Source organism: Ruegeria sp. (genome assembly GCF_040830605.1).
Lineage (GTDB): Bacteria > Pseudomonadota > Alphaproteobacteria > Rhodobacterales > Rhodobacteraceae > Ruegeria.
This window is the reverse complement of record NZ_JBFOMD010000003.1, coordinates 239797-266762: the sequence shown is the minus strand read 5'-3', so window position 1 is coordinate 266762 and position 26966 is coordinate 239797. Positions and strand designations below refer to the sequence as shown.

At 60.9% G+C, this 26966-nt stretch carries 27 protein-coding genes; 15 read left to right on the top strand and 12 right to left on the bottom strand.

The genetic code is table 11. The features are described from left to right. Positions 1 to 3 precede the first annotated feature (3 nt). Genes AB3N21_RS05290 through AB3N21_RS05275 form a run of 4 tightly spaced genes read right to left on the bottom strand, consistent with a single transcriptional unit; the run spans position 4 to position 3350 of the window. The gene (locus AB3N21_RS05290; RefSeq protein ID WP_367934228.1) at positions 4 to 1041 is read right to left on the bottom strand and encodes an LLM class flavin-dependent oxidoreductase; all 1038 of its coding nucleotides are present in this window, start codon (positions 1039 to 1041) and stop codon (positions 4 to 6) included. Beyond that, positions 1038 to 1967, bottom strand: a complete 930-nt coding sequence (locus AB3N21_RS05285) for a flavin reductase (RefSeq protein ID WP_367934227.1) — start codon at positions 1965 to 1967, stop codon at positions 1038 to 1040. Before AB3N21_RS05285 ends, AB3N21_RS05290 begins: the two co-directional genes overlap by 4 nt. Continuing rightward, a complete protein-coding gene (locus tag AB3N21_RS05280) occupies positions 1964 to 2776 on the bottom strand; it encodes an alpha/beta fold hydrolase (RefSeq protein ID WP_367934226.1) in 813 nt (270 codons plus the stop codon). Before AB3N21_RS05280 ends, AB3N21_RS05285 begins: the two co-directional genes overlap by 4 nt. Continuing rightward, positions 2748 to 3350 carry an amino acid synthesis family protein gene (locus AB3N21_RS05275; protein WP_367934225.1) on the bottom strand — a complete coding sequence of 201 codons (603 nt, stop codon included), beginning with the start codon at positions 3348 to 3350 and terminating at the stop codon, positions 2748 to 2750. Before AB3N21_RS05275 ends, AB3N21_RS05280 begins: the two co-directional genes overlap by 29 nt. Before the next feature lie 109 nt (positions 3351 to 3459). Between AB3N21_RS05275 and AB3N21_RS05270 the strand changes: the two genes are divergently transcribed. Continuing rightward, entirely contained in the window at positions 3460 to 4146 is a 687-nt protein-coding gene (locus AB3N21_RS05270; RefSeq protein WP_367934224.1) for a GntR family transcriptional regulator, read from the top strand. 6 nt (positions 4147 to 4152) lie between these two features. Here AB3N21_RS05270 and AB3N21_RS05265 read toward each other — a convergent pair whose 3' ends face one another. Genes AB3N21_RS05265 through AB3N21_RS05255 form a run of 3 tightly spaced genes read right to left on the bottom strand, consistent with a single transcriptional unit; the run spans position 4153 to position 7288 of the window. Continuing rightward, a complete protein-coding gene (locus AB3N21_RS05265; RefSeq protein WP_367934223.1) occupies positions 4153 to 4950 on the bottom strand; it encodes an arylmalonate decarboxylase in 798 nt (265 codons plus the stop codon). Continuing rightward, positions 4943 to 6136, bottom strand: a complete 1194-nt coding sequence (locus AB3N21_RS05260) for a diaminopropionate ammonia-lyase (RefSeq protein WP_367934222.1) — start codon at positions 6134 to 6136, stop codon at positions 4943 to 4945. The genes AB3N21_RS05265 and AB3N21_RS05260 overlap by 8 nt, the downstream gene beginning before the upstream one ends. A 3-nt stretch (positions 6137 to 6139) precedes the next feature. Further along, positions 6140 to 7288: an amidohydrolase gene (locus AB3N21_RS05255; RefSeq protein ID WP_367934221.1), complete on the bottom strand. Its 1149-nt coding sequence runs from the start codon at positions 7286 to 7288 to the stop codon at positions 6140 to 6142. Positions 7289 to 7404: 116 nt separating this feature from the next. Between AB3N21_RS05255 and AB3N21_RS05250 the strand changes: the two genes are divergently transcribed. Further along, positions 7405 to 7854 carry an Lrp/AsnC family transcriptional regulator gene (locus AB3N21_RS05250; protein ID WP_367934220.1) on the top strand — a complete coding sequence of 150 codons (450 nt, stop codon included), beginning with the start codon at positions 7405 to 7407 and terminating at the stop codon, positions 7852 to 7854. 4 nt (positions 7855 to 7858) lie between these two features. Here AB3N21_RS05250 and AB3N21_RS05245 read toward each other — a convergent pair whose 3' ends face one another. Beyond that, complete coding sequence (locus AB3N21_RS05245; protein WP_367934219.1) at positions 7859 to 9175, bottom strand: HlyD family type I secretion periplasmic adaptor subunit; 1317 nt, start codon at positions 9173 to 9175, stop codon at positions 7859 to 7861. Continuing rightward, positions 9172 to 10914, bottom strand: a complete 1743-nt coding sequence (locus tag AB3N21_RS05240) for a type I secretion system permease/ATPase (RefSeq protein ID WP_367934218.1) — start codon at positions 10912 to 10914, stop codon at positions 9172 to 9174. Before AB3N21_RS05240 ends, AB3N21_RS05245 begins: the two co-directional genes overlap by 4 nt. Before the next feature lie 193 nt (positions 10915 to 11107). On the opposite strand from AB3N21_RS05240, the gene AB3N21_RS05235 reads away from it, so the two are divergent. Then, positions 11108 to 11809, top strand: a complete 702-nt coding sequence (locus AB3N21_RS05235) for a winged helix-turn-helix domain-containing protein (protein WP_367934217.1) — start codon at positions 11108 to 11110, stop codon at positions 11807 to 11809. A gap of 111 nt (positions 11810 to 11920) precedes the next feature. After that, positions 11921 to 12643, top strand: a complete 723-nt coding sequence (locus tag AB3N21_RS05230; RefSeq protein ID WP_367934216.1) for a type 1 glutamine amidotransferase — start codon at positions 11921 to 11923, stop codon at positions 12641 to 12643. 6 nt (positions 12644 to 12649) lie between these two features. On the opposite strand, the gene AB3N21_RS05225 is transcribed toward AB3N21_RS05230, so the two are convergent. Both AB3N21_RS05225 and AB3N21_RS05220 read right to left on the bottom strand, forming a co-directional pair. After that, a complete protein-coding gene (locus AB3N21_RS05225) occupies positions 12650 to 13414 on the bottom strand; it encodes a TIGR01458 family HAD-type hydrolase (RefSeq protein WP_367934215.1) in 765 nt (254 codons plus the stop codon). A 15-nt stretch (positions 13415 to 13429) separates the two neighbouring features. Next, the gene (locus tag AB3N21_RS05220; RefSeq protein ID WP_367934214.1) at positions 13430 to 14110 is read right to left on the bottom strand and encodes a FadR/GntR family transcriptional regulator; all 681 of its coding nucleotides are present in this window, start codon (positions 14108 to 14110) and stop codon (positions 13430 to 13432) included. Positions 14111 to 14266: 156 nt separating this feature from the next. Here AB3N21_RS05220 and AB3N21_RS05215 point away from each other — a divergent pair, with 156 nt between their 5' ends. The 9 genes from AB3N21_RS05215 (at position 14267) to AB3N21_RS05175 (ending at position 23745) form a co-directional block, all read left to right on the top strand. Then, positions 14267 to 15610, top strand: coding sequence for an NAD(P)/FAD-dependent oxidoreductase (locus AB3N21_RS05215; RefSeq protein ID WP_367934213.1), 1344 nt, complete (start codon positions 14267 to 14269; stop codon positions 15608 to 15610). 79 nt (positions 15611 to 15689) lie between these two features. After that, complete coding sequence (locus tag AB3N21_RS05210) at positions 15690 to 17168, top strand: glutamine synthetase family protein (RefSeq protein ID WP_367934212.1); 1479 nt, start codon at positions 15690 to 15692, stop codon at positions 17166 to 17168. Between the two features lie 103 nt (positions 17169 to 17271). Further along, a complete protein-coding gene (locus AB3N21_RS05205; protein WP_171173199.1) occupies positions 17272 to 18207 on the top strand; it encodes a glutamine amidotransferase in 936 nt (311 codons plus the stop codon). Beyond that, complete coding sequence (locus AB3N21_RS05200; RefSeq protein WP_367934211.1) at positions 18195 to 19064, top strand: GXGXG motif-containing protein; 870 nt, start codon at positions 18195 to 18197, stop codon at positions 19062 to 19064. Before AB3N21_RS05205 ends, AB3N21_RS05200 begins: the two co-directional genes overlap by 13 nt. Before the next feature lie 43 nt (positions 19065 to 19107). Next, a complete protein-coding gene (locus AB3N21_RS05195) occupies positions 19108 to 20472 on the top strand; it encodes an FMN-binding glutamate synthase family protein (RefSeq protein WP_367934210.1) in 1365 nt (454 codons plus the stop codon). Between the two features lie 38 nt (positions 20473 to 20510). Further along, complete coding sequence (locus AB3N21_RS05190; protein ID WP_367934209.1) at positions 20511 to 20924, top strand: hypothetical protein; 414 nt, start codon at positions 20511 to 20513, stop codon at positions 20922 to 20924. Between the two features lie 4 nt (positions 20925 to 20928). After that, a complete protein-coding gene (locus AB3N21_RS05185) occupies positions 20929 to 21777 on the top strand; it encodes a carbon-nitrogen hydrolase family protein (RefSeq protein ID WP_367934208.1) in 849 nt (282 codons plus the stop codon). Beyond that, positions 21774 to 22358, top strand: a complete 585-nt coding sequence (locus AB3N21_RS05180; RefSeq protein WP_367934207.1) for a hypothetical protein — start codon at positions 21774 to 21776, stop codon at positions 22356 to 22358. The genes AB3N21_RS05185 and AB3N21_RS05180 overlap by 4 nt, the downstream gene beginning before the upstream one ends. A 49-nt stretch (positions 22359 to 22407) precedes the next feature. Continuing rightward, positions 22408 to 23745: an NAD(P)-binding domain-containing protein gene (locus AB3N21_RS05175; RefSeq protein WP_367934206.1), complete on the top strand. Its 1338-nt coding sequence runs from the start codon at positions 22408 to 22410 to the stop codon at positions 23743 to 23745. A 3-nt stretch (positions 23746 to 23748) separates the two neighbouring features. Here AB3N21_RS05175 and AB3N21_RS05170 read toward each other — a convergent pair whose 3' ends face one another. After that, positions 23749 to 24687: a LysR substrate-binding domain-containing protein gene (locus AB3N21_RS05170; protein WP_367934205.1), complete on the bottom strand. Its 939-nt coding sequence runs from the start codon at positions 24685 to 24687 to the stop codon at positions 23749 to 23751. A 217-nt stretch (positions 24688 to 24904) separates the two neighbouring features. Here AB3N21_RS05170 and AB3N21_RS05165 point away from each other — a divergent pair, with 217 nt between their 5' ends. Both AB3N21_RS05165 and AB3N21_RS05160 read left to right on the top strand, forming a co-directional pair. Further along, positions 24905 to 25855, top strand: a complete 951-nt coding sequence (locus AB3N21_RS05165; RefSeq protein WP_367934204.1) for an ABC transporter substrate-binding protein — start codon at positions 24905 to 24907, stop codon at positions 25853 to 25855. Positions 25856 to 25936: 81 nt separating this feature from the next. After that, on the top strand, positions 25937 to 26965 hold the full coding sequence (locus AB3N21_RS05160) for a glycine betaine/L-proline ABC transporter ATP-binding protein (protein ID WP_367934203.1): 1029 nt from the start codon (positions 25937 to 25939) through the stop codon (positions 26963 to 26965). The last annotated feature ends 1 nt before the right edge of the window (position 26966 follow it).

The window sequence follows — 26966 nt, the reverse complement described above, 5'->3', positions numbered from 1 at the left end:
TCCCTATTGAAAGGCCGGCATCACATCGCTGATGAACCGCTCAAGCGAGGCTTTCTTGCGCTCGAAACTCATGCTGGAATCGATCCAGAACGAATACTCATCGTAACCCAGCTCTTCATACCCCTTGAGCCGCGCAATCACTGCCTCCGGCTCACCGATCACCAGATCGCGCTCCATCGCCTGCGGAGAATAGAACGGATGGGCGGCGATTTCATCGTCGGTGAGCGGGGCGATCAGGCCCTGATTGATATCGCGCTTGTTCATGAACCAGGCGCCGAAATAGCAATAGAAGCGGTTCAACTCCTCCGCGCCGCGTTTCACGTCCTCGGCGTCGCTGGCCACGTAAGTGTGCTGCAATAGCATGATCTTCGGGCGGGGGACGCCCGGAAATTTCTCGCACGCGGCGTTGAACTTACTCATGAGATCGGCGATTTCCTCATCCCCTTTCCACAGCGGCGTGACCTGCACATGGCAGCCGTTCGATACCGCGAATTCGTGGCTGTTCGGGTCACGCGCCGCGATCCAGATCGGCGGGCCATCCTGCTGCACCGGTTGTGGGGCCGAGGTGGTTTTCGGGAACTGATGGAACTCGCCCTCATGGGCGTAATCACCCTTCCACAGCCCCTGAACCGCAGGCACCAGTTCCCGCATCCGCTGCCCGGCCTCCCACGCATCCATCCCCGGCATCATGCGCTGGTATTCAAACGAATAAGCTCCCCGCGCGATGCCCAGATCCAGACGGCCGTCGGTAAGGATATCGGTCATCGCCGCTTCTCCTGCCAGCCGGATCGGATGCCAGAACGGCGCCACAACAGTGCCGGTGCCCAGACGCACATTCTCGGTCTGCCGGGCCAGATCCACCAGGTTCAGAAACGGGTTCGGCGCGATAGTGAAGTTCATGCCGTGATGCTCACCGGTCCAGACCGCATGCATCCCGCCCCGGTCGGCGATTTTGCACAGCTCGACAAACTCGTCATAAAGCTGCTTCTGATCCTCGTCCGGAGAGATCCGCTCCATATGCGCAAAGAGGGAAAATTTCATGGTTTCTGCTCGCTCCCAGAAACGATCGGGCGGACCTCGCCGCTGATCTGATTGCCGTAATACACCCCGAAATTTCCCATGCTTGCCTCGGCCGAGAACCGCTCCAGCATGGTGCACATGGCCGGATCGGCTATGTCCATCAGCGTGGTCTCGGACAGCTCGGTGAAGACCCCGCGCAAGGGCGTGCCCTCGGCGGCCTGACACAGGAACGAGATGTGCTGGTTTTCGCGCGCTTCATCTTCGTAAACGGAGTAAATGAACCCCGGCTGGGCTGTAACGCCGCTGTCGGCGATCAGCCGGGACAACGCCGCCGAGGCGCCATCCTTGCCCACACGGGTTTCCGGCAGAGTCAGCCCGCCCTGCCCGTCATCCATCAACAATACCCGGCCCTCATGCTCGATGAGCGCTGAGACCACCAAGTTGGCGCTCTGGCTCAAAGCCTCGGCCTCGGCGGCCGGGGTCACGTAGGCGCCCCGGGCGTAGCCCAGCCCGGGGGCGGTGGAGGTGTTAAAGGCCTCGACCTTGCCGATCAGGATCAGGTGATCGCCCGCCTGGACCGTGTTGAACATCGAACAGTCAAACCAAGCCGAGACGCCATCGAACAGGGGCGAGCCATGCGGGCCACAGCGCCAATCCACCGCAGCGAACCGGTCTTCGACCGGGCGGGCGAAGGTGTTCGAGACATCCTTTTGCCCTTCGGAGAGGATGTTGATGGCAAAACCTGTTGCCCCGGCAAAGGCGTCATAGTTGCGTGAGGTATTGGCCAGGCATACCAGCACCAGCGGCGGGTCCAGCGACACCGAGGTAAACGAGTTGGCGGTAAAGCCCAGCGGATTGCCCTGCGCGTCATGGGTCGTTACCACGGTCACACCGGTCATGAAGGTACCGAACGCGTTGCGCAGGGCGCGAGGGTCGAAATCGCTCATGCCGTCTCCTTTCGGGTTGCCGGGGTTTGCAGCCAGTCTCTGAGCGCCGCGTTGACCGCCTGCGGGTCGGTCAGGTTGACCATGTGGCGGTGCCCTTGCAGCACGACCGTCCGGCCATTCCGGGCCGTCTCCGCCATCGCTCGCGCCATCTCCGGGGTCGAGTTCGGGTCATCCTCACCGGTCAGCGCCAGAAGCGGGCAGGCGATATCGGCAAACCCATCGGCATAGGTCGCATCCCCCTTGGCAAAGGCGGAATAAGCCGCAGCATAACCCGCCGGATCGACAGCGGACAGCCATGCAGAGACCTGCTGCCGGGCTGCCCGGTCAGTGGGGCTGTCGCCAAACCAGCGGTTGAGCGGTGTGTCCAGATCGAACGCGCCCTCGCGGATCTCGGCCGCGCGCGCCTCAACCGCCGCGCGGGCCTGCGCCGTGCGGCAGTAGACACCGTTGAGCAGCGCCACGCGGGTCACCTTTTCGGGATGCATCACAGTATACCCGCCCGAGATCAACGCGCCCATGGAATGCCCGGCCAGATTGACCGATCGCAATTTCAGCCCCTCAACAGCGGAGTGCAGCCAAGCCACGTAGTCTGGCAACTCCGCCCCATCCGGCAGTTGATCGCTGCCACCATGCCCGGGCATGTCCAGCGCGATCACCCGATGGGTCCGGGACTGGACTTCGATCTGTGGCTCCCAGGCGGCGGATTGCATCCCGACCCCGTGGATCAGGATCAGCGGTTCCCCCTGCCCGACCTCTCGGTAGGCAACGGTACCGAACGGATCAGACAGCTGCAGGGTTGTCGACATCATGGCCCAGTTCCTTGAGGTCCTGATACCGGTCTCCGATCCGGTGATGCGGGCGGCCTCCGATGGACGCGCCAAGCGCCACAACGATCTCGTCCGGACCCGGAGCATCGGCGACGGAAAACTGGATTGTCAGGTAATGGCTTCGACGTCCGCCATCGTTCTTGTCCATCAGCGGGATCAGCAGCGGCGCGTTCGCGGGACCGCGCGTGTTGCAGAAGGCTAGATAGGATTTCGCCCCCACCGCCTCGCGGTAGTGATTGCCGAAGCGCAGGGTGTGGATCAGGCCCGATGCATGCTCGACCTCGCCATTCACCCCCACAATCGCGGATTTTCCGTAACCTTCGACCTTGTCGCCACCACCAGCTGCGTCAAGAATCATGCCTGTAAGCAGTTCCCCCAACCCCGGCGCACAATCGTGGATTTCGGGCTTCAGATCCTCGACAAAACCACGCCCGGCCCATGGGTTCCGGATCACCGCGACGGCGGCAATCATCTTCAGCGGCACCGGCGCGGCCTTGCCCCCTTCGATCAGGGTGGTTTCGACATGCAACAGCGTCTTGCGGATTTCGGCGGGCATCGAACACCTTTTTCGACCAGCGATTCTTCGTCAAGTAATATGGTATACCATCATACTATATGTCAATCCCGACTTGCCCGAACGCAGGTGCACTGATATCCCCGGGATCATGACCACACCGCCGCTGACAAGAATCCAACAACCTCCTGCGACCTTGCGCGATCTGGTGCAGGACCGGATGCGCGAAGCGATCATCGAGGGCCATTTCAAACCCGGCGAGCGGCTGGTTGAGCGCCCCCTGTGTGAGCAACTCGGCGTCAGCCGCACCGTCATCCGCGAGACTATCCGCTATCTCGAGGCCGAGGGGCTGGTCGAAATCCTCCCCGGCCGCGGCCCCATCGTCGCGCGTATGAGCTGGGACGATGCGCGCCAGATCTACGACATCCGCCGGATGCTCGAGACCTCAGCCGCAATGAACTGTGCCGAACGAATGACGCCGGACCTGGCCAAACGTCTGCAAAAGGCGTTGGACGAACTAAAGCGGGGTTTCACCCGCAAAACCCCCGGAGCGTTGTTCAAGGCCACCTCCGGATTTTACGGCACGATATTCGAGGGCGCGGGTCACGCCATCGCCTGGGAAATCGTGCAGCGGCTGAACGGGCGGATCAGCCGGCTGCGGATGATGACTCTGTCCTCGTCTGACCGCGACCAGCCGGGCCCGGACCACATGAAAACGATTTGCGAGTCTATTGTGTCGGGCGACCCCGAGGCCGCGCGTGCCGCAGTAAACCGCCACCTCGATGACGCCACTGCCGTGGCAGAGCGCCTGCTGGCCGAAGAGACGCAGACCGAGTAGGTCCGCCTATCCGCCGGTCAAGTCAGGGATCGAGAAAAGCCGCCCAAAACCCTCGATCCGGTCCGCAATGCCCGCGCGGCGCAGACAACTCCAGACCTGCGCCTGATTGCTGATGATCACCGGCTTGCTGGCAGTCTGCTCAATTTCCTCGACCACATCCAATGCCCGGATACCGCTGCAGGACAGAAAGATGGCATCGGCCTCGGGCCGATCGATCTCAAGCGCAAACTGTTTCCAATAGGCGGGCGTGACGCGCCCGAATTCCAGACCGGTGGTCAGGTTCAGGCCCTGAATGTCCAGAACATCGAACCCTTTTTGCGCCAGAAAATCGGCCTCGGCGGTGTTGATTTCGTCCAGATACGGCGTGCCGACCACGATCCGTTTGGCACCAACCACGCGCAACGCATCCACCACGCCGGTCACCAGACACATCGGCTGCGCCCAGGGCGCGCCCTTGCGAATTTCCGCAAAAACCCGCTCCTCACCGTTCACGATCGACCCGCTGGTGCAGCTATAGCTGATCACGTCCGGCCGCGCATCGGGCTGCAGCCGGGACGCGGCCTCGGCCATGTGATCGAGATGCCGCCGGAGCGTTTCGGTGGTCGTGTAATCCTCGGTCTCGAGCCGGGTGATGTGCACACCTACGCCCTTGGGCACCATCGCAAACGCGTCATCTTCGAACGCCAGATCGGTGGACATCAGGATAAAGCCCAAGCTGGCCCGGTAATGCCTGCCACCATCCATCTCGGGCGTCCGTGCATGCGAGATGATGGGTGAACGGCTTAGCTTCGGTTGCTCAGGCATCGGCTGTCTCGGCCATGATCTCCTTGAAAATCTCAGGGTCCGTGACCCCTTCGGAGCCGATCAGCAAAATCCGTGACCCGGCATCCAGTCCAAGCGCCCGTGAAAGCGCCCGGTCCTGTCGGGTAGCGATCAAGGCGGCCAACCCCGCCACGCCACTTTCGCCCGCTTCAACAACCGGATCGCCAAAGCCCGGACGCGCAAGCAACCGCATTGCCGGTGCCACGATGTCATCGGGGATGGTCACGAAATCCGAGGTCTCTTCCGCCAGTATCTCCCACGCCATCCCGGACGGCTCACCGCAGGACAAACCGGCCATCACCGTCTCTTCCTCGATCTGCACCGCTTTTGGCGCACCCGCCCGCGCACTTTCGAAAAGGCAGGCGGCCAGTTCCGGCTCGACCACGATGACGCGGGGGGCCTGTTCGCCCCAATACTGTCGCAGCAACGCCGCGACCGAGGCAGCAAGGCCACCAACACCGCTCTGCAGCAACACATGGGTGGGCGCCTCTTGCAACGCCTCGCAGGCCTCGCGCGTCATCACACCATAGCCCGCCATCACATCGCGCGGCGGCTCGGAATAGCCGGGCCACGAGGTGTCAGAGACCACAAACCAACCGTTAGCATCGGCCTCATCGCGGGCCAGCGCCACCGAGGCGTCGTAGTCGCCGTCGATACGGATCACCTCGGCTCCAAGCGCACGCATCACCGCCGCCCGACCTTCGCTGACCTCTGCATGGATGTAAATCCGGCAAGGCGCCCCGAACCGCTGACAACCCCAGGCGAGCGAGCGCCCATGGTTGCCGTCTGTTGCCGAAACCAGCGTGATCGCCCCGCAGGCCTCGCGATGCTTACCCGCCCGGATATCCGCCAAGGTCACATCTTCCCCAGTCTGCCGGGCCAGTTCCCGCTGCAGCATCCGCAGTGCGGCATATGCGCCGCCAAGCGCCTTGAAGCTGCCCAGCCCAAAGCGCGGCCCTTCGTGCTTGTAATGGATGGCCCCGACCCCGATCTCCTGCGCCAGCCCGGGAAGGGACACCAGCGGCGTCGGAGTATAACCCTCCCAGGCGGTGATTTCGTCCCACGCGCGGAAAAAATCCTGTTCCGACAGCACGCGGAAAGCGGCATCTCCGGTCGCGCGCGTTGCAGCCACATGGCCCAGTCGGGCGGCTTTGAAGGTGTTCATCATGGGTCAGTCTTTCCGCGTTGCGGGCAGCCGGTCACGGACCAGTTCCGCCCAAAAGCGCGCGCCAATCGGCAGCAGCGCATCGTTGAAATCATAATCGTTCGAATGCAGAGGCTGGCCATTCGGCCCCTCTTCTCCATTGCCCAGCAACAGGAAACAGCCGGGAACCGCGACACTGAACTGCGCGAAGTCTTCGGAAAAGCTCATTGGGGGGCGGTCCGCCAGAGTTTCAAACCCCATGGCATGGGCCACCCGCACCACGGCCTCGGTTGGCCCTTCCGCATTGAGAGTTTCGACAAAGCCGGTGTTGAAGTCCACTTCCACCGTTGCATCATGCGCCGCGGCAACCCCTTGGGCAATCTGTCGCATGAACCCGGCAATGGCCACACGGTCCTCCGGCGACCGCGCCCGCACATCGCCTTTGAGCACCGCCTGCCCAGGCAGCACGTTGCGCTGACCGTCGGTCACGAACTCGGTCACCGAAACCACTGCTCCCGCACCGGGTGCCAGCTTGCGCGAGACGATGGTTTGCAGCGCCTGCACCATCTCGGCCCCTACGGTGATCGCGTCCACTCCGACCTGTGGCATCGAGGCATGGCCTCCCTGACCTTGAATGGAAATCTCGAACAGACTTTCGCTGCTGCAAATCAGCCCCTTGCGGGTCGAAACCTGCCCAACCGGCGCGCCGGGCAGGTTGTGGATCGCGTAGACTTCCTCCACCGGAAACCGCTCCAACACCCCTTCCGCGATCATCGCCTTGGCGCCGGACCCATGTTCTTCGTCGGGTTGGAACAGAAAAACGACAGTACCGTCAAAGCTCGGGTCCTCAGCCAACAGCTCAGCGGCCCCAAGCAGCATCGCCATATGGCCGTCATGACCGCAAGCGTGCATGACGCCCTCGTTTCGCGACACGTAGTCGTGGCGGCTTTGCTCGTTGATCGGTAGCGCATCCATATCAGCCCGCAGCCCGATGGCACGGTTGCCGGGCCCGGCGCGCAGGATGCCGACGACGCCCACGCCCTCATGCACCTCAAGCCCCAGATCCTTCAAATACTCGGCAACATAGGTGCGGGTCCGGTCCTCCTGAAGCCCCAGCTCTGGATGCTGGTGTAGATGCTGCCTGACGCTCGTCAAACGCGCATGAAAGCCTGTCATGGGTTGCCCTCCATTCCCTCGAGCATAAACAGCCGGACAAGAGGGTTGGCATCGTTTTTCACTCCCTTGGTACGAAATCTGTTGCGATTTGCCGAATTCCCGACTTTTTTCAGATCATGGATGACAAGGATCTCGCCATACTCCGCCTGGTTCAGAATGATGCCCGCCTGACCGCCGAGGCGATCAGTCAGGATGTCGGACTATCCGCGCCCGCCGTTCAGAAGCGGCTAAAGCGCCTGCGTGAAAACGGGGTGATCGAGCGTGAGATCGCGGTTTTGTCTCCCGCCAAGCTGGGGCGCGAGATGACCGTGATCGTCGAGGTCATTCTGGAACGGGAAAGCCGGGCCCATCTGGACGCCTTCAAGCGCAAGATGCGGGACGCCCCGGCGGTGCAGCAATGCTATTACACCACCGGCGAAGCGGATTTCATCCTGATCCTGTCCATGCAGGACATCCAGGAATACGAGGCCTTCACGCAGGCTTATTTCTTTGACGAATCCAATATCAGCCGCTTCAAGACCTCGATCGTCATGGACCGGGTCAAGGTATCGCTGGATACGCTGTGATCACTCACCCTCGGAACGCTTTCGTGAAATAGTCGGTGAGCGGTTTGGTCAGATAGGAAAGCGGTGTGCGTTCGTCGGTCTTGATAAGCGCTTCGACCGGCATGCCGGGCAGCAGGACCTGATCGCCCAATCGGGCCACCTGATCCTCGCCAGGCAAAAGCTCGGCCCGGTAGAAACTGATCCCGGTGGCATCGTCGGTAAAGACGTCCGCCGAGATATTGATCACCTGCCCTGCAATCTCGGGCGTCTCGCGTTGGTCAAAGGCCGGGAATCGCAGGGTCGCGGGCTGGCCGACATAGAGTTGATCCACATGGATCGCCTCTACACGCGCCGCGATCAGTAGCGGTGTGTCTCTGGGCACGACATACATCATCGGCTGCGCCGGCTCGACCACCGATTGCAGGGCAAAGATCTGGCTGCCGTAGATCACGCCGGTCACCGGAGCCCGGATGTCGAGACGCATCAGCCGCTCGCGCAGGGTCAGGCGGCGTTCGGCCAGTTCGATCTCGCGGAATTGCAGGTCGCGCAGGGTAGTGATCGCCTCTTCACGCCGCGCGCTGCCAAGACGCAGGATCTCAATCTCGGCGGCTGCAATCTGCCCCTTCAGACGGGCCGTGTCGGCCTCAAGCCGCCCGATATCGCCCTTGAGTCCAGCCTCTTCGCGCTGCAATGCGGTCACGCGGCTAGCCTGAGCCAACCCCTTTTCCAGCAGCGATTGCTGGTCCGTTAGTTCCTCGGCGATCAGCATCGCCTGCTCACGCAACGCCTGCAACTGAGCCTGGGTTCCGTCGATCTGACTGCCGGTCTGGGCAATCTGTTCGCGCAGTTGCTCGGTCTCGCGGGCCAGCGTGTCGTTGCGGGCGATGAACAAACGCTTTTGGCCTTCGAACAGCGACGCCACCTCCGCGCTTTCGCGCATCATCTCGGCCAGTTCTTCGGTCGGCGTCAGTTCTTCAGCCCCATCGCGCTCGGCCTCAAGCCGCACCTTGCGCGCGAGCAACTCGTTCAGCTGCCCCTCGACGATCGCCAGTTCCGACGCAATGAATGTGTCGTCGAGGCGCACCAGCAACTCACCTGCTTCAACCGCATCACCATCCCGCACATATATCTCGCCGACGACACCGCCTTCGGGATGCTGCACCACCTGCCGGTTGCTCTGCACTTCGATCACGCCGGATGAGATGATTGCCCCCGCCAACTTGGTGCGCACACTCCAAAAGCCCAGACCGCCGATCAGAACGCCCAACGCCACAAGGCCGACAAGGGCCGGAATCGTGATGCGCCACGCGGCGCGGTTGGAATCTGGTGTCTGCCCGGTCATGCGCCACCTGCCGTTCCGATGCTGCGGCGGATCGCGCTTGCATTCTGCACCATGGCGCTCAGCACTTCTTCCCGGGGGCCGAATTTGGCGACCTGACCCTTCTCGATCACCATCAACTGATCGCATTCCGAGATCGCAGTGGGCCTGTGGGTCATGATCAGCACCGATTTGCCTTGCGTCTTGAACTCTCGCACCGCCGCATTCAGCGCCTCGCTGCCTTCGGAATCCAGCGCCGAGTTCGGCTCGTCCAGAATCAGCAGCACCGGATCGCCATAAAGCGCCCGGGCCAAAGCAACCCGCTGCTTCTGCCCGCCTGACAGCTGGCTTTCATTGCCCTCAAGCACAGTGTCGTAGCCATCCTGCAATCCAAGGATCAGCTCATGCGCATTGGCCTTCTTGGCCGCTGCAATTACCGCCTCGGGGTCGGGCTGCAGGGACAAGCGCGCGATGTTCTCGGCCACCGTTCCATTGAAGAGAGTCACCTGCTGCGGCAGGTACCCGATGTGGCGGCCCAGATCCTCGCTCCCGTACTGATCCAGCGTGGCGCCATCCAGGCGGATCTCTCCGGCCGCCGGAGGCCAGAGTCCCAGCAGCGCCTTGGCGAGCGTGGTTTTGCCAGATCCGCTCTTGCCGATCACGCCAATGGCCTCGCCCGGTGCCATGCGAAAGCTGACATTGCGCAGCGTTGGCCCCTTTGCGCCCGGCGGCACGACCGTCAGACCCTTGGCCTCAAACGCGGCCTTGGGAACGGGCAGCGCTGTTCGGGCCTCTTCGGGCGGGATCGCATCTAGAAAGCGGTTCAGTGACGTCCAGGCAGAGCGGGCGCGCTGGATCATCGGCCATTGTCCGATGGATTGCTCGATGGGCGCCAATGCGCGGCCCAACAGGATCGAACCCGCAATCATGGCCCCCGCGGTCATCTCGTTGCGCAGAACAAAATATGCCCCGACAGCCAACATCGCCGATTGCAGGAACAGCCGTAGCGATTTGGTCATCGCGGTAAAGCTGCCGGTCCAGTCGCTGGCCGAGATACTCTGCACCAACGCGGCCTGCCGCTGCCTCAGCCAACGGGCCGAGACATCGCCGCCCATGCCCTGGGCGCGGATGACCTCGGACGCCTGACGCGCCTGTTCCGAGAATGCTCCGGCCTTTGCCGCCGACTTCTGCGCCTGCTCAACCTTCTTGCGGGTCAACGCCTGATTGGTGAGCGCCACCACTATCAGAATGACGCCCCCGGCAGTCGCCAACCAGCCGAGCATGGGGTGAAAAATAAAGATTCCGGCCAGAAACAGCGGGGTCCACGGAATATCCATAACCGCTAGCAGAACCGGCGAGGCACAAAGCGTCTGGATCGACTGCAGGTCCTGAAGCGCCATGGCCGGTGCCGAACGTGCCGCCGGATGCAAGGCCTGCCGCAGGGTGGCGTCAAACACCCTCTCGTCCAGTTGCGACTGAAACCGGGCCCCAAAGCGCGCAACGATCCGGCCACGGGCATAGTCCAGTATCCCCATCAGCCCGTAAAGCAAGGCCACAAGTATCGACAACGCGGCCAGCGTCTCTTCGGAGCGCGAGCCCAGCACCCGGTCATAGACCTGCAACATGAAAAGCGGGCCGGTCAGCATCAGCAGGTTCACGAAGATGCTGAACAGAAACGCCAGACCAAGATATCCAACACCACGATTGCGCGCGGCCTGCAATTCGTGCCGGGGTTTCAGATCTTGCGCGGCGGGTTTTCTCATTCGTCGTGATCCGGCTGCTCATTCAACACAAGGGTTATGCAGGCTGCAACTCCGGACGTCCAGCGTGGGGCGGCGGAATTCGGCGCGTCTCGCCCGGAACCTGCCGTCACGGACCAGTTGTGCGCGGCCCAGAGCATCCTTGATCAACGGCAAGCCGCTTGTTCGGGTTTCCAAAGCTATGTAGGTTTTTCGAATGACCTTCCAAATCCTGATAGACAGCGATGACGTTGTGGCTCTGTCACGTCTGGCCACTTGCATACGTGAAAAAGGGTTTCGGGTTCGTGAAGTAGAACAGATGAAACATCGGGAGGACACATTTGGTTCGGAGTCTGCCGCATCGATCATTGTGGATGTGGATTCTGGCTGGGGAAACAACGTGGTCGCGGACCAGCCCGGGCAAGAGAGTGGTGACACCGGCACTTTTTTGATGACCATGCGCAAGGATCGTCCAGATGAGGTCGCGGAATTTTGCGTCGGTGGCGATCAAGATACCGAGGCCATTGAAAAGGACGACTTGCCGACCCGCATACAGGCGCTTCTGTATCAGATTTCCGGTGGCGGTTCCGAGACGCCAAGCGGCGGCGGCATGAACACAATTGGTAGCTGGCACTTTGACCGCATTGTAAACAGGCTAGTTTCAGCCGAGCAGGTTTTAAGCCTGACTGCGCAAGAGCTTAAAGTGTTGTCGATATTGGTTGACCATCCGAACCAGACGCTGAGTCAGGCAAAGATGGCCGCGCTGATGGGGCGAACCCCTGGCCAGGCCAGTGATCGTAGGATCAATCTGGTTGTCGAACACTTGCAACAGAAGCTGGAACTGGATCAGGCCAATCCCAAGTGGATTGTGTCCGAAGCCAGCAAAGGCCATCGCTTGGTCACCTCAACCCAGTCGTAGTTTCTGGCCAAAACTTTTCCGGGACCCCGATTTGCCCTACCAATTTTTCCGATTGGATGCATATTGGATCAACCAAAACGGCATAAACACACCTAAGGAACATGGAGAGACGTGTTGAATATTCTTGTCCTTCAACATGCCGAGGTGGAACATCCCGGCATCTTCCGTGAATTCCTCGCTGAGGATGGACATACTTGGGACGCGGTGGAATTGGACAAGGGCGAAGCCCTGCCTCCGCTGGGCGGGTATGACGCGCTATGGGTAATGGGCGGCCCGATGGATGTTTGGCAGGAAGATGCGCATCCCTGGCTGGCTGACGAAAAAGCATACATCCGGGATGCTGTCGAAGGCCGTGGTCTGCCGTTTCTGGGCCTGTGCTTGGGTCATCAGCTTCTGGCCGAATCGCTTGGAGGCAAAGTCGGCGCCTCTGGCACCCCCGAAATCGGCGTCATGGATGTGCAGTTGACGGAGGCCGGCGCTACCGGCGTCTTCTTTGATGGATTGCCCGAGCTGTTTCCCTGCCTGCAATGGCATTCTGCAGAGGTCACTCAGATGCCTGCCGGTGCGCAATGTCTGGCGACGTCTCCGGCTTGTGCGGTTCAGGCGATGAAATGGGGAACACGCGCATACTCGGTTCAGTTTCACGTCGAAACAGAGCCGGAAACGGTGACAAACTGGGCCGCAATCCCCGAATATAGCGCCGCCCTTGAAAAAGCGATGGGTGAGGATGCCGTGTCCCGGTTAGACAACGACGTGAGCGACCAGCTTGACCGGTTCCGCAGCATGGCAGAACGGATCTATATAAACTGGCTGCAATGCGCCGCTCAGGCCTGAGACCGCTTAGCCGAGCATTCGCTCCACCGCTTCGGTGACATCAGCAACGACAGCCGTCGGAACCGGTTTGAACCGGGTCTCGTCGCCCTCCCGGTATTTCCCGGTCCGCACCAGATAGGCAGCGGCGACCCCAGTCTTGAGAGCTCCGGCAATATCGGCCTCGGCGTCATCCCCAATCATGGCGCAGTCCGGCAAAGCGCAGCCCATGCTACGCGCAGCCAACTCAAAGAACTCCAGAGCAGGTTTGCCAAGAACCACCGGTTTGCTGCCGCTTGCATATTCCAGCGCGTGCACAAACGCCCCCGCGTCGATGCTCAGTTCCCCGTCCCTGTCCCGGAATGTCCGGTTCATTGCCAAGGCCAACAACGGCGCGCCGGAGCAGATCTCACGAAACGCTGCATTCAGACGGTCAAAGGTGAAGAATTCTCCGGCGTCACCGACAACGACCGCCGGGTTCCGACCCTCCACACAATCCGCAAAATCTTCGTTCAGATCAGGGTGGATCAGCAAATGTGGGCTCAGCTCATGCCGCGAAAGATACGCGACTGCCGCGCCCGCCGGGGTGAACAACTCCGCCTCGTCGAACTCAAAACCAAGTTGGAACAACTCGTCCAGAAGCCGTTGGCGGGGGCGGCTGGTGGTGTTGGTGACTAGGCGCATGGGTATGCCCGCGCGCCGCAGCTCTTCAATGGCAGACACCGCGCCATGGATCGCCTTGCCCTGATCCGTGAGGACCCCGGCGATATCCACCAAAACGCCGCGTATCGCCATCTTGCTTACATCCCGTCAGGTTTCGGCCGCCCGTGTCAGCGACAAGCGGGCCGTTTCCAGATGTTCCTTCATCAGGTTTGCCGCGCGCTCAGGTTCTCTCAGCCGGATTGCGTTCAGCACCTGCCGGTGCTGCGCATTGTACTTCTTGATGATGGCACCATCCAATGTCAGGTGGCGCATCCTGGTCCACTCGTCCAGAGAACGCACCGTGTTGATCTGGTCGATAATCCAGATCAGAAGGGTATTGCGGGTCGTCGCAGCAAGCGCCTTGTGAAACGCCGTATCGGCTTCGGCAAAGGCCACGGGATCATCCACAGCTTCCTCCATGCGGTCGCACAGGCCCTCCAACAGATCGAAGTCCTGACGGCTGCCATGCAGCACGCATAGACGGCAAATATGCGGCTCGAGCGCGAATCGCGCGTCGATCAGTTCCAGCGGATTCGTATCCTCAAGTGGTGCAACATTGGTCTCTTTTTCTTGAAATGTGATGTAGGTACCGCTGCCGGCCCGCGTGTTTACGTAACCTTCCACCTCAAGCTGAGCCAATGCCTCACGCAGGGTATTTCGGGCGACGCCGTACTCGTCCGCCATCTGCCGCGACGCCGGCAATCTGTCGTGTAACCTGTAAGTTCCCTTGGAAATTTCGCGGCGCAGCAACGCAGCGATATCAGCGGAACCCAGTTTTCTGCCCGTCATTTCCCACTCCCGTCAGATGATCCAAAATTAAACCAAATGTAAAATTGATGCAAGATATTGATCAATTGGTTCAGAAATAGGTTGATTTTTGGTTCTGTCCCTGCATGATTTTGACCCAACAGATCATCCACGGCCTTGCACAATGGTGAACCCCACATGGCATTCCCACAACACGTTGATTTTCTGATCATCGGAGCCGGTATACACGGCATCTCAACGGCATGGAAACTCGCAGAGCGTCTAAAAGAGCGCGGTGAAGAGGTCGAAGGCCGCATCGCAATCCTGGACAAAAGCGGGATTGCGGCTGGCGCGTCGGGTATTGCCTGTGGCGTGGTGCGCAACAACTATTTCCAACCTGCTATGCGTCGCTTGATGGCTCATTCGGTCGATGTCTGGGAAAGCGACCCTGAGGGTCTTTCCTATCACCCGGTTGGCTACATGCAAATCAGTTGCGAGGCCATGCGTGACGATATCGCCCAGATTTTCAGCGAACAGCGCGAGATCGGCTATGAAAGCGTGTTCATCGAAGGCCAGAATGCGTCGACCAAATATATGCGCGGTATTTTCGGGGACTGGCAGGCCCAGAACATCACCAGTGTCCTCCACGAAAAACGCGGCGGCTTCTCGAACCAGACCAAAACCATGTACGCGATGGCCGACAAGGTTGAAAAGCTGGGGGTACGGATCCTGACCGGCGTGACAGTCAAGGAACTGATAAGTGAGAACGGATCAAGTTCAATCAGCGCGGTCGAAACGGACAAAGGCCGGATCAGTTGCGAGCAGCTGATTATCGGTGCGGGGCCCTGGGTCCGCGACTTCTGGGACATGCTGGGGCTGCCCGGGCAGATCACCGTCAAGGATTTGAACGGCGATGTGCACGAGGGTGTGGACATGTGGCGATACTGGCAGCTGGAAGAAGGTGTGCTGCAGATTGATCCCGAGTTGGGCAAGGCCGATGACGGCTCGCTGCCGCCGGTGATCCACGTGGATACGGATGCACCACTGCACTCGACCGTTGACGGGTCTCTGATCACCGACGAGATGTGGGGGATCTACTACAAACCCGATTGGCACTTCGGCGGGATCCAGGGCGGCGCATCGCCCTACAAGGTGGATACGCCGGTCGATGAGGTGCAGATCGACCCTTATGGCCCGTCCAGCCCGGAATTCGTGGCCTCGGACGAGTTTGCCCATATGTGGGTGTCGGCGCTGGCGCATTGCCAGAAAAGATATGAGGGCACGATGCCCAAATACCATCGCGAGGCCAGCGGCGGCATCGGGTGTTTTACTGCGGACAGCTTCCCGGTGTTCGACCGATTCCACGACAACGCAACGGTCATCGCCGACTCGAACCACGGATGGAAGATGATCGGCGTGGGGCATCTTATTGCAGACGAAGTACTGGGCCAACCCCAGGAACTGTTGGAACCGTTCCGCTTTGACAGGTTCGAAAAGGGCGAACTGCACCCGGTGTCCAACAGCCCCTACCCATGGAGCTGACAGGCACCGAGACACCTGCCCCGCAAGACAAAAAAAGGCGCACAAAACGCCTGAATGTGACCAGCAAGGGAGAAGATGAATGGCCGAGACGGATCTAGAGCGATTTGTGGAGACACCCGGGCGCGACGAAAAGATCAAACAAGTTCGCGCCATGATCGACGAGATGGGGATCGAGTACCTGTATCTTCAGTTCGTATCGGTCACCGGCAAGATCATGGGAAAAGGCATCCCCGCCGATCACTGGGAATCCGTTGCCAAGAAAGGATTTCAGTTGGTTTACGGTGCCACCGTGAATCTGTTCACGGACCGGGCCGGAAACTACCTGGGCTACGGCCCCGAGGCAGCCGAGCTTGTCGGCATCCCCGAGCCTGAGACTTTCATGCAGCTGCCTTGGGCCCCTACCATCGGGCGCTTTTTCTGCACGCTGTTCCGCAACCGCGAGGAAAAGATCGACCCCGGCGGCTATCTGACCTCGGACTGCCGCGGCAACCTGCGCCGCCTGCACGAAGAGTTCACCAAGAAACACGGCACCAAGCTGCGGATCGGGACCGAGCCCGAGATGATGTGGCTCAAGTTCGACGAGAACGGCAAGCCGCGCGACGGGTTTTCCAAACCCTATTGCTATCATATCGACCAGTTCGAAAGCCTGCGGCCCGTCTCCATGCAGGTTATCCGCTATTCCCGGAAGATGGGTCTCGACATGATCCAAGGCGATCACGAAGATGCGCCAGGCCAGCTTGAGTTGAACTGGATGTTCGACGACGTGCTGCGCAATGCGGACCGGCTGACCACCTATCGCCAGATCTGCGCGCAGGTGGCGCGCGAGCATGGGATTTTCGCCTGCTTCATGACCAAACCCTTCATGGGCGTCTCCGCCTCGGGGTGCCACCACAACATGAGCTTGTGGCATGGCGGCGAAGATGAATTTGTTCGAACCGGCAACGACCCTGACAACTTGCCCGGGATGCGCGAGAATTACATGTACGTGAAGGGCGGTGAGAACACGTTCATGCCTGACACGGACGACCCGCAAATGCCCGGCAAGGAAGGGCTGAAGGCCATCGGCGGCGTGGTTACCCATCTGCAAGCGCTGACCGCGATCGGCTGTTCCACTGTGAACTCCTATCGCCGTCTTTGGGATACGGGGTTCTGGGCGCCGGTTTTCAGCGACTGGGGTTTCCAGAATCGCACGACCGGCCTGCGGGTCTCGGCACCGGGACGGTTCGAATACCGGTCGGTGGACTCGATGGTGAACCCGTACCTGATGGGCTCGACCTTGCTGGCCGCGATGGATGACGGGTTGGAAAACAACCTCGATCCGGGCGAGCCCGAGGAACGCAACATCTATGACGCGATGGCCCAGGGCAAGAAGGTCAAGAAACTGCCCATGAGTCTGGGCGAAGCGCTCGACCATCTGGCCGCCAGTGACGTCGTCAAGCGCGGCATGCCGGGCGAGATGTACCGGCTTTTCGAAGAATACAAGCGTGACGAGTTCGCCCGCTTCATGTCCACGGTGACCGAGTGGGACAACGAAACCTACATGGAGTGCCTGCCCTAAGCGGCAGGACGCGGCGGGCAGGTGACGGCCCGCCTCACTCCGGATCTGCACGGTGGTCGCGGCCCTGCCCGCCATCCGTTTCAACCAAAGGAGGCACACCGCAATGTGCGGAATTGCAGGACTGATACACAGGGGCGCAAGCTCGAATGTCGGCGGCGAGATGACCGCCATGCTGCAGGCGCTCAAGCATCGCGGACCGGATTCGACCGGCTACGCGGTTTATGGCGAGGGTTCGGAGGGCGATTATATCATGCGCCTCAAGGTGGCCGAAGCCGAAGACATGGGCAGCGGCAGCCGGATTCATGGGATTATCGAAGACCGGATCGCGGCAGTCGAGGCGATCCTCGGCGAACATGGCGCATCGGTGAAGGCCAAGGAGGCGCCCACCGAATATTCCTTGCGCTACATCCTGTCTCATGACGGCGACACGGCCCGCATGGCCAATCACATCGAGGAGACCGAGGGCGTCGAGATCCTGTCGATGGGCAATGGTCTGGAGCTGATCAAAGATCTGGGCGATGCGTCGGACGTTGCAGGGCTTTACGGCCTGAACGATTTCCAGGGCACGCACGGGATCGGCCACACCCGCATGGCGACGGAATCGGATGTGGATATCCGTTCCGCCCACCCTTACTGGGCGTTCCCTTACAATGACATCAGCGTGGTACATAACGGCCAGATCACCAATTACTGGATCATGCGCCGCGAGATGGAGCGCAAAGGCCACCGGTTTATGTCGAACTGCGACAGTGAGCTGCTGGCGGTCTACACCGCGCACAACCTCGCCAATGGCGTGGCCCTCGAGGACAGCCTGCGCCGGTCCATCGACGAAATCGACGGCGTGTTCACCTATCTGGTTGCGACCAAGGACCAGTTGGGCATGGCCAAGGACACGATGGCCGCGAAACCGCTGGTTCTCTACGAAAGCGACAACCTGATCGCCATGGCCTCGGAAGAGGTGGCGATCCGGGCCATCCTTCCGCAGGAAATCGACACCTATGACCCCTATGATGAGGAGGTCCGCGTATGGCAAGCGTAACTGACGCCGAACTCAAGGAAATGACCCAGGAGGAACGGGTCAAGGCCCTTGGCATGACCACCGAACAGCTGACCGGAAAGTCGATGTATATCGAGTTCGACCCGGACGCGACCGAGCGGTTCGAATACCCTTGGGCGCCATCGGTCGACTTCAACAAGCGTACCGAGGTCGATTGCGACGGCAAGACCACGACCGAGGTAAACAACCAGATCCGGGCGTTGATGGCCGAGGGCTACGGCACCATTGTGCTGCAGAACCCACGCGGAATGCATTCGCTGGGTGTGGGGATCCTGTCCAAGCTGAACCTGATCATCGACGGATCGACCGGTTACTTCTCCACCGGTCTGATCGACGGGCCGAACGTGCGGATCACCGGACGCGTCGGCTGGTCCTGCGGTGAGAACATGATGGCCGGAACGGTTGTGGTCGAAAAGAACGCAGGCTCCACCTTTGGTGCCGCCATTCGCGGCGGCGATCTGGTGTGCCGTGGGTCCGTAGGCTCTCGCACCGGCATCGACATGAAGGGCGGCACCATTCTTGTCGGCGGTGACACCGGCGCATTGTCCGGCTTCATGATGCAGCGTGGCCGCATGGTCGTGTGCGGCAACGCAGGCAAGAACCTGGGCGACTCGATGTATGACGGGACGATCTATGTCGGTGGCGAAATCCAGTCCTGCGGCGTGGATGCGGTCGAGGCCGAGTTGACCGATCTCGACAAGGCCTGGCTGACCCGAAAGCTGACGCAATACGGCCTGATGCCCGACAAGGGCGTGGATCACTTCACCAAGATCGTCGCCGGCAAGCAGCTGTGGAACTACGACAATCTCGAGCCCAACGAAAAGAAACTGATCCTGTGAGGATGGACTAGCCACCCGCTACCGGATTGAAAGGACGTGCAAAATGCCTGACGGAAGCCCGACCCAAAAACCCGCACTGGCCCGAGACGTAAACCGGATCGGCGACAGTTTCATCTTCCCGCCGCGTGTGATGGACGACATCCACATCAAGTCCGAGCTTGGACGCTACCGGATGCGCGGCTTTTCCCTGTTCAAGAAAATCCCGCACTGGGACGACCTGACCTTCCTTCCCGGAACGCTGACCCGGTTCGTTATCGAAGGCTATCGCGAGAAATGCGAGACCAAGACAGTGATCGGCCCGCGCGCGGGCCGCCCGCTGGAACTGGACATTCCGGTCTATATCACCGGGATGAGCTTTGGCGCACTGTCGTATGAAGCCAAGACCGCCTTGGCGCGTGGCGCGACCATGGCAGGTACCGCGACCTGTTCGGGCGAAGGCGGGATGATCCCCGACGAACGCCGCTACAGCTCGAAATGGTTCTACCAATGCATCCAGTCACGCTATGGCTTCAACCCCAACCATCTAGTTCTGGCCGACGGCTGTGAATTCTTCATCGGTCAGGGCTGCAAGGTTGGCCTCGGCGGGCATCTGATGGGCCAGAAGGTGACCGACCAAGTGGCCGAGATGCGCTCGCTGCCCGCGGGCATCGACCAGCGCTCGCCCGCCCGCCACCCGGACTGGCTGGGCCCGGACGATCTGGCGCTGAAGATCCTCGAAATCCGTGAGGCGACCGGTGGCATGATCCCGATCCAGCTGAAACTGGGGGCAAGCCGCGTTTATGATGACGTACGCATGGCGGTGAAGTGCGACCCGGATTCGATCTACATCGACGGCATGGAGGGCGGCACCGGGGCCGGTCCGCATCTGGCCACCGAAGATACCGGCGTGCCCGGCATCGCCGCAATCCGGCAGGCGCGCAAGGCAATCGACGATCTGGGCAAGCGCGGCGAGATCACGCTGATCTACGCAGGCGGCATCCGCAACGGGGCAGACGTGGCCAAGGCCATCGCACTTGGCGCAGACGCCATCGCCATCGGCCATTCGGCCATGATGGCGCTGAACTGCAACAAGGACATCCCCGAGGCCAACTATCCCGAGGAAATCGGCGCCGAGCCCGGCTATTGCTACCACTGCCACACGGGCCGCTGCCCGGTCGGCGTGGCGACGCAGGACCCGATGCTGCGTCAGCGGCTGGACCCGGATGAGGCTGCCGAGCGCGTCTACAACTTCCTCCACACGCTGACCATCGAGGCGCAGCTTTTTGCCCGCGCCTGTGGCAAGACACATCTGCACAGCCTCGAACCGGAAGATCTGGCGGCGCTGACGATGGAAGCAAGCGCGATGGCCGGGGTGCCCCTGGCTGGCACCAACCACACGGTCGGCGTTGAAGACTATCACCACCTGTGACGGGCGCACCCGCTCCCATCACCTGAAAGGAGTAAGACATGGCTGGAACACAATATCGCGGTTCCGAGATCAAGGATGTCGACCAGTTTCTGAATGACGCCGAGGGGCTTGAATCCGAACGCGAGAAAGAGATTGGCCAGCACATCGGCTATCGCTATGACGTGAACCTGGTCCCTGATTACGGGCGCCTGACCCCATTCCTGAAGCAATACATGGAAGTGATGGGCTGGGATGATCTAAACTGGTTGGAGGACATCCACATGGGGTACGAGGAAGGCAAACCTGCCGTCTTCGACCGCAACATCAACGGCTGGGTGCGCATCCCCGACAGTATCGAGTTGCCCGACAACCAGCAGGATCGGGACATGATCGCGCGCGAGTTGCTGATCAAGTTCCAGATGTCGGACCGCCACCCGCTGGTCATGCTGAGAAAAGCCTATATGAAGTTCTGATCCCATGCCGCGCCCGCTGGACATCGCCTGCCTGCAGACCCGCCCGATGCCGGATTTCGCGTCCGCGCTGGACGAGGCGCTGCCGATGGCAGAGGCAGCGGTGCAGGCGGGCGCGGATATCCTGTTTCTCCCGGAGTACTGCGGCGGGCTCAAGTCGGACGGGCAGGCCCTGACCCCGCCCAGTGCGCCAGAGAGTTCACACCCATTCCTGACGGCGATGCGCGGCTTTGCGGCTCGGCACAAGGTCTGGATCAACGTCGGCTCGATCGCTGTGGATGGCGCCGATGGGCGTATCGTGAACCGCGGCCTGATGCTGGACGATCAGGGAGAGGTGCGCGGGCGTTACGACAAGATTCACATGTTCGATGTGACGCTCTCGGAAACGGAAGTGTACCGCGAAAGCCAAACGATCGCGCCGGGGGATGAGGCCGTCCTGCACGAAACGCCCTTTGCCGTGGTCGGACACACGATCTGTTACGATCTGCGGTTTCCGCATCTGTTCCGCGACCTCGCCACTGCCGGGGCCGAGATCATCTGCTGCCCTGCCGCCTTCACCCGCCGCACGGGCGAAGCGCATTGGCATATCCTCAACCGTGCCCGCGCTATCGAAAACACGTGTTTCGTCGTCTCAGCCTGCGCCATCGGTGACATTCCGGGCGGCGGTCAAAGCTATGGCCATTCACTGGTGGTCAATCCCTGGGGCGACGTGGTTGCCGATGGCGGTGATCTGCCCGGCGTGGTTCAGGTCCGGATCGACCTCGATCTTGTCGGGCGCACAGCTGCCCGCATTCCCAGCCTCAGCCACGACCGCCCGTTTCGCAGCGCCCGCAACCATAAACGGAGTGTCGCATGAGTTCCCTCGCTACATCCCTCGGTCAGACCATGTCCGATGATCCGCTGCGCATGACATTCCTGAAATGGCAATGCCGCGTGCGGCAGATCGCCATGCGCGACGCCGAAGGCCGCCCGGACGACGCGATCTCACCCGCTGTGCTGCTGGCGGGCAAAACCGAACCGATGGGCCATATCATCACGGTCCTGAACAAGGCGCCCGGCTACTCCATGACGCCGGAATTCGAACATATGGCTGCCAAGACAAACGACCCCGCGCAACGGCGCGATCAGGCGATCCGGTTTCTGTCCGCCACCTATTTCCAAAAGGCCGCCGAGTTCTCTGACATCTTGACGGCCACCTTCCCGCCCGGCTCACCCGGCGCCGACCGGCTGCACGCGGCGCAGCGGGTGACGCTGGTGTTCGAGGCCTATGCACAGCGGTTCGATCTCGACTGCAAGGTCTGGAAACTGGCCCCGCACAACCCCCTGCATCGCGCAACGATGGCCCATAACCGCCTGTTCAATCCCAACCTGCCCGGCGACACGGTGGTTCTGGGATTTGAGCCGGATTGGGCGGCCTCAACCTCGGGGACGGGTTAGCGGCGACAGGCAGCCTGTCAAAACACAAGACAATCGTGGAGGAAGTTGAATGACCAAGCGTGTATGTGTGATCGGCGCGGGACCGTCAGGGCTTGCTCAACTCCGGGCATTCCAGTCCGCCGCGGACAAGGGCCAGGATGTGCCCGAGATCGTCTGCTACGAAAAACAGCCCGATTGGGGCGGGTTGTGGCGCTACACCTGGCGCACCGGTGTGGACGAGCACGGCAACCCATGCCACGGGTCGATGTACCGCTACCTGTGGTCCAACGGACCCAAGGAAGGTCTGGAATTTGCCGACTACACGTTTGACGAGCATTTCGGCAAACCGATTGCCAGCTATCCACCCCGGGCGGTCCTGTTCGACTATATTGAAGGGCGGGTCAAGAAAGCCGGCGTGCGCGACAAGATCCGGTTCAATACGATTGTCCGCGATGTGCGCGCCCTGCCCGACGGCGGGTTTGAGGTGGTGAGCCGGGACGCCGCAACCGACACTGAGATTTCCGAAACCTTCGATCATGTTGTCGTCGCCACCGGGCACTTCTCAGTCCCCAACGTGCCCCACTATCCGGGCTTCGAAGGGTTCAACGGCCGCATCCTGCACGCCCATGATTTCCGCGACGCGCGGGAATTCATCGGCAAGGACATCCTGATCCTCGGCACCTCGTATTCGGCCGAGGATATTGGCTCGCAATGCTGGAAATACGGCTGCAAGTCCGTCACCGTCGCCCACCGCACAGCCCCGATGGGCTATGACTGGCCAGAAAACTGGCAAGAAGTTCCCAAGCTCGAGCGCGTCGAGGGGCGCACCGCTTACTTTATTGACGGCAGCTCACGCGAGGTCGATGCGATCATCCTATGCACCGGATACAAGCACCATTTCCCGTTTCTGCCCGATGACCTGCGGTTGAAAACCGCCAACCGGCTGGCCGCGAACGATCTCTACAAGGGCGTGGTCTGGATCAACAACCCCGATCTCTTTTACCTCGGGATGCAGGACCAGTGGTACACGTTCAACATGTTCGACGCGCAGGCTTGGTGGGTCCGCGACGCAATCATGGGAAAGATCGCCCTGCCCGACCGACAGACGATGGAAGCCGATTGGAGGCAACGCCAGACCGAAGAGGATGCTCTGGCGGATGACTATGCCTGCATCGCCTATCAGGGCGCCTATACGCAGGAGCTGATCGACGAAACCGATTACCCCAGTTTCGACATCGAGGCTGCAAATCAGGCCTTCTACGAGTGGAAGAAGCACAAGAAAAAGAACATCATGACCTTCCGCGATCATGGTTATGTCAGCCCGATGACCGGCACCATGGCGCCGCCGCATCACACGGTCTGGGTCGAGGCGTTGGACGACAGTCTGGAAAGCTACCTTGAAGTCTGACGCTCAGTCTGCGCGAGGCGGCGTAAACCGCCTGCGCGCTTCACTGGCCCTGACCAGCCAATCCTCGACAATCTCCTGCTCGGCAAAGCGTTTCTTTTCGATATTCCTGAGCAGAAAGTACCCGCTTTCGGTGCGGGCATAGCTTTGCTGCACGGGCCGGACCAGCTTGCCCGCGTCCAGTAGGTGGTCGACCAGATGCCCCCACCCCAGCGCCACGCCCAGCCCGTCCACCGCCGCCTGAATGGCCAGCGGGTAGGTGTTGAAAAAGGCGGCGCGGTCAAGCGTCACGTCCTCAGCCCCCTGATGACCCAGCCACGTGCGCCAGTCCATCCACTCCGTATGGCTGCTGCGCACCTCGATCAAATCGACCTCGGGCAGATCCTTTAACCGGACGGCCTGCGGGACGCGGTGGAGATAACCCGGCGAGCAGACCGGAAACACCGTTTCCCCAAACAGCATCCGCGCCTCGAAACCGGGCCAGTTGCCTTCGCCGCGCAGGATCGTCAGATCCATCTCCTCGGACATGCACTCTTCGTCACTGTCACTGGCAACCAGCATGATCTTGACCCGCGTATTGCTGCGCCTGAAGGTGCGCAGCCTTGGCATCAGCCATAACGCCGCAACGGAATTGGTCGCGGCTAGTGTCACGGTGTTGTTGGTGTGATGCGCAAATATATCCTCGGAGGCGTCGCGCAGGATGTCCAATGACTGCCCGACCGATGACAGCAATGCCGCCCCGTGCGATGTCAAAGTGATCGACCGATGACCGCGCACAAACAGGGGCAGATCATAGTGTTGTTCCAGCAAGCGCACCTTGCGGCTGATCGCGGTTTCCGAAAGGTTCAGTTGCTCGGACGCGCGCGCAAAACTGCCAAGCTGGGCCGCTGCCTCAAACGCCAGCAGATAGTCCAGGGGCGGCAAGAGCTTTCGCTTTTTCAACATCGCGCGTCTACACTCCCCGTTGCCGAGCAGCGATCCCGGGCCGAAAGATTCGGCAACAGCCTGATCTAAACATACTTTCCGCCTCTTGCCCCTAAAATATGCAGCCAAAGCCTATCAAATCTCTGTTCTGAGCCCGGCCCGGAATTTGGCACTCTATACGCGCGCGGGATCAAGAGAATCCCAGTGGCGCAAGACGCCAGCCAGACAGGGAGCCACCATGAAACTGAAATCCGTATTACTTGCCGGTGCCATCACTCTGGCATCCGGAACAATGACGCTAGCCGAAGACAGCAGCGATCCCATCGTCATTCCGATCCACAACTGGTCCAGCCAGATCGTGATGAGTCACGTGGTCGGGCAGATCTTTGAATCGATGGGCAATAATGTCGAGTTTGTCACCACTGACAGCCAGGCCGTCTACGAGTCGGTCCGCCTGGGCGATGTCACGCTTGAGCTTGAGGTCTGGGAAGGCGCGTTTGGCGCATCCTTCCGGGCCGCGCTGGAAAAGGGCGGCTTACATGACGCGGGCGACCACGACGCGGTCACGCGCGAGGACTGGTGGTATCCGATGTGGACCAAGGACGCCTGCCCCGGCCTGCCGGACTGGGAGGCGCTGAACGAGTGTGCGCATCTGTTCGCCACGGCGGAAACCGGCGACAAGGGCCGCTATCTGGATGGTCCGGTTGACTGGCTCAAGCACGGCAAAGAGCGGGTCGAGGCGCTGGACATGAACTTTACGGTGATCAACGCCGGTTCTGCAGCAGCGCTATGGGCCGAGATTGGTGCGGCAGAGAAAGACAAGCGCCCGGTCGTTGTGTTCAACTGGACCCCGAATTTTGCCGAGGCCGTCTGGCCCGGTGAATTCGTGGAATTCCCGGAGTGGGTCGATGGCTGTGACAAGGACCCGTCGGTCGGTCCGAATCCGAATGCCCTCTATGATTGTGGCAATCCAGCCAAGGGATACCTGAAGAAAGCCGCATGGGACGGGATGCAGGACAAATGGCCCAACGCCTACGAAGTGCTGACGAAAATCTCGTTTACCAATCCGCAGATCGCTGAAATGGCCAAGTTCGTCGATACCGACGAGATGGAGCCGGAAGACGCTGCAGCGCGCTGGTTGGAGGAAAACGAGGACGTGTGGCAAGGCTGGGTAACCGGCGGCTCGTGAGCCGGTCCTTGAACACAGGCTGAGACCGATGCCATCCTCGACGGTTCGGGGGTGGCATCACTATCCAAGGGGGAACTTCCGTTGAATAGCCAAACGCCCGTCATTTCCTGCCGCAACGTCTGGAAACTCTTCGGCGCCGACCCCGAGCGCTACCTCGCCCGGATGCAGGGCGAGAAGAGCTATGACGAGATCCGCGCGGATGGCTATATCGCCGGGGTCAAGAATGTCTCGATCGAGGTCGGGCGCGGCGAAATGCTGGTAATCATGGGCCTCTCCGGATCCGGCAAGTCGACCTTGGTACGCTGTTTTTCCCGGCTTCACGACATCACCGGTGGTAATATTGCGGTCGAAGGTCAGGACATCATGGCCCTGACTGAAAACGAACTCATTGAGCTGCGCCGCAACAAGATGGGCATGGTGTTCCAATCCTTCGGATTGCTGCCGCACCGTACGGTTCTGGACAATGTCGCCTTCCCGCTTGAGATGCGCGGTCAGGACCGGCACGAGCGGCGTGCGCGTGCCCTTGAGGTAATCCGTCTGGTCGGCCTAGAAGGGCGCGAGGAGTATTTCCCGCGCGAGCTGTCCGGCGGTCAGCAACAGCGGGTGGGCATTGCCCGCAGCCTTGCCATCGAACCGGACATCTGGTTTCTGGATGAACCGTTTTCGGCCCTCGACCCCCTGATCCGGCGCGAAATGCAGGACGAGTTCCTGCGCCTGCAGGAGATGCTGGGCAAGACCATCGTGTTCATCACCCACGATTTCGACGAGGCGCTGCGATTAGCCGACCGCATTGCCATTATGAAAAACGGCGCGGTCGAGCAATGTGATACGCCGGACAAGATCGTCATGAACCCGGCCACGGATTATGTGGCCAAATTCACCGAGGAAATCGACAAGGCCCGCGTGGTGCATGCCGGCGCGCTGGCGTACCCGGTGAACGGGCACGTCCCCGACGGCCAGCCGGTAGCCGCTCGAACCACGATCCATGATCTGGCCCGCAGGCTGGTGTCGGACAGTGGCGACGAGTTGCCTGTCACGGATGACACTGGCGCTGTTGTCGGCGTGCTGAACCGTCAGGCCGCACTTGACGTGCTGATGGGCGACGGGTGAT